This is a genomic window from Bradyrhizobium sp. Leo170, assembly GCF_004296405.1.
Classification (GTDB): domain Bacteria; phylum Pseudomonadota; class Alphaproteobacteria; order Rhizobiales; family Xanthobacteraceae; genus Bradyrhizobium.
Window position 1 is genome coordinate 1 of sequence record NZ_PSRR01000567.1, and the last position, 3030, is coordinate 3030.

Annotated in this window: 3 protein-coding genes; 1 reads left to right on the forward strand and 2 read right to left on the reverse strand. The window is 62.2% G+C overall.

The features are described 5' to 3' along the window. Together CWO89_RS42475 and rpoZ are read right to left on the reverse strand one after the other, a co-directional pair. The coding region (locus CWO89_RS42475) for a RelA/SpoT family protein (protein ID WP_130584162.1) at positions 1-1510 on the reverse strand (1510 nt) is incomplete at its 3' end. Positions 1511-1727: 217 nt separating this feature from the next. Continuing rightward, positions 1728-2120, reverse strand: coding sequence for a DNA-directed RNA polymerase subunit omega (gene rpoZ / locus CWO89_RS42480; protein WP_027583153.1), 393 nt, complete (start codon positions 2118-2120; stop codon positions 1728-1730). A gap of 353 nt (positions 2121-2473) precedes the next feature. On the opposite strand from rpoZ, the gene CWO89_RS42485 reads away from it, so the two are divergent. Further along, positions 2474-3030 (forward strand): LabA-like NYN domain-containing protein (locus CWO89_RS42485; protein WP_130584163.1); only part of this gene is annotated, 557 nt, incomplete at its 3' end.

Genomic DNA, 3030 nt, shown 5'->3' on the forward strand with positions numbered 1-3030 from the left:
CGGTGATCGCGAGCGCTTCCCAGGCCGACGGCGGCGCCGACTGCGCCTTCGAGGTCAGGACCTCCACTTCATCGCCGTTCTGCAGCTCGGAGGACAGCGGCGCGAACTTGCCGTTGATCTTGCAGCCGACCGCGCTGTTGCCGACGTCGGTGTGAACGGCATAGGCGAAGTCGATCACATTCGCGTTGCGCGGCAGCGCGATCAGCTTGCCCTTCGGCGTGAAGCAGAACACCTGATCGTGAAACAGCTCTAGCTTGGTGTGCTCCAGGAACTCTTCCGGATTGGCGCTCTCGGAGAGAATGCCGATGGTATGGCGCAGCCAGGCAAACGCGTTGGACTCGTGCTTCAACCGCTCGGTCGGCGAGCCCGTGCCGTCCTTGTAGAACGCATGTGCCGCGATGCCGAATTCGGCGATCTGGTTCATCTCCTCGGTGCGGATCTGCAGCTCGACACGCTGCTTGCCGGGACCGATCACGGTGGTGTGAATCGAACGGTAGTCATTCTGCTTCGGCGTCGAGATGTAGTCCTTGAAACGCCCGGGCACGACCGGCCAGGTCGTGTGCACGACGCCGAGCGCGCGGTAGCAGGCCTCGACGTCGCCGAGCACGATCCGGAAGCCGTAGATATCGGACAACTGCTCGAAGCCGATCGACTTGCGCTCCATCTTGGTCCAGATCGAAAACGGCTGCTTGCGCCGGCCGTACACGCGCGCGGAAAGGCCGTTCTTCTGCAGGTTCTTCGAAAGCTGGCTTTCGATCTCGCCGATCAGATTGCGGTTGCGCTCGGCGAGCGCATCCAGCCGATGCTTGACCACCGCATAGGCTTCCGGATCGAGCACGTGGAACGAGAGGTCCTCGAGTTCCTCCCGCATCTCCTGCATGCCCATGCGGCCGGCGAGCGGCGCGTAGATATCCAGCGTCTCCTCGGCGATGCGGCGGCGCGAGGCCGGCGGCACGAACTCCAGCGTGCGCATGTTGTGCAGGCGGTCGGCGAGCTTGATCAGGAGCACGCGGACGTCATCTGCGATCGCGAGCAGCAGCTTGCGCAGGTTCTCCGCCTGCTTAGCCTCGCGCGAGACGAGCTCGAGCCGCTTCAACTTGGTCAGCCCCTCCACCAGCGCGCCGATCTCGTGGCCGAACACCTGGTCGATCTCGGCCCGCGTCGCCTCGGTATCCTCGATGGTGTCGTGCAGCAGCGCCGCGACGATGGTGGCGTCGTCGAGCTTGAGGCCGGTCAGGATCGCCGCCACCTCGAGCGGGTGCGAGAAATAGGGATCGCCCGACGCCCGGGTCTGGGTGCCATGCGCCTTCATGGCGTAGACATAGGCGCGGTTCAAAAGGTCTTCGTTGGTATCGGGATTGTAGGAGCGGACGCGCTCGACCAGATCGTACTGCCGCATCATGCGGGCGCGCGGCTTGGGCGGCTTCTGCACCACCGCGGAGTCAGGCGCCACCGCGACCGCGTCGGTCGCAGCCTGCATCTGGCGGGGTGTGCGGCGCCAATACGCCATGGAATGACTGCCTCAACTCGCGAGCCAACCGCGGCTCGCGCCTCTAATCTAGTGCGATTTCGAACCAAGCTTTAGCCTGTTCGAACCGAAAATCGTTCAATTTCCGTCAAGGCTTCAGGGACGCATCTCGCGGTCGGAATGTCAACAAAAGCAAAGGCCCGGACAATGCCCGGGCCTTCAGCCAGTTCAACCGTGTTGGGGGGACCGCCGCGAGGACCTATTCGTCCTCTTCGGGCTGCTCTTCCGGCGGCGCGAGGCCCTCGAGGCCCTTCAGCAGCTCTTCCTCGGTCATCCGCTCCATCGCCACTTCGGTATCATCAGCATCGACGCTGGCGCCGGCCGAACCGATCAGCGGCACGGTGTCGGGCTCCGGCTCGTCGACCTCGACGAACTTCTGCAGCGAGTGCACCAGTTCCTCGCGCAGGTCTTCCGGGGAAATAGTCTGGTCCGCGATCTCGCGGAGCGACACGACCGGGTTCTTGTCGTTGTCTCGATCAACCGTGAGTTGTGATCCCGAGGATATCATCCTAGCGCGATGGGCAGCCAACAGGACCAGGTCGAACCGGTTGTCGACCTTATCAATGCAATCTTCGACGGTGACGCGCGCCATATGCTGTCGCTCCGTTAAGTTGGGACAGGAATTTGCTGATTATTGTGCGTTAGTTATAGGGCGAAGCGGGGTTTCGCAAGATTAAATTTGTGATTTGCCTTCGCCCAAACCTCTGCTAACCCGTGAGGGGGCCAGAAGGCCGGAGCGTCCGTAACGCGGCTAAGCGCCGTTGTGGACAAGTAACTCTCTTCATTGCATCGTCAAAAGTGTAGGTATTTCGCCCTCGCCGCACCATAATTGCGATGGTGACTGTGGTTGGGAAAGATTCACCGGACTTTAGGCTGCAACGCGAAACTAAGGTGCGCGGCTCGTCGCCGCTGCGCCGAGAAGCTAACAAAAGGCGAGAAACTTTGATGTCGTCACCCGTTTCCAACAAGATCGCGCTCTTTATCGATGGAGCCAATCTGTATGCAACCGCCAAGACGCTCGGGTTCGACATCGACTACAAGCGCCTCCTGAAGGAATTTCAGAGCCGCGGCACCCTGCTCCGCGCCTTCTACTACACCGCGATCATCGAGGATCAGGAGTATTCGTCCATCCGGCCGCTGATCGACTGGCTCGACTACAACGGCTACACCGTCGTCACCAAGGCCACGAAGGAGTTCATCGACGCCAGCGGCCGCCGCAAGGTGAAGGGCAACATGGACATCGAGCTCGCGGTCGATGCGATGGAACTTGCCGAACATATCGACCAGATGGTGCTGTTCTCCGGCGACGGCGATTTCCGCTCGCTCGTCGAGGCGGTGCAGCGGCGCGGCGTCCGGGTAACCGTAGTCTCGACCATCGCAAGCCAGCCGCCGATGATTGCCGACGAACTCCGCCGCCAGGCCGACGTCTTCACCGACCTGGTGGAACTGCAATCCAAGCTCGGCCGCGACCCGTCCGAGCGCCCGGCCCCGCGCGAGCGCGG

Excerpts from the sequence above, each read along its gene's own strand:
- rpoZ (WP_027583153.1), bottom strand. The coding sequence starts at position 2,120 with ATGGCGCGCGTCACCGTCGAAGATTGCATTGATAAGGTCGACAACCGG.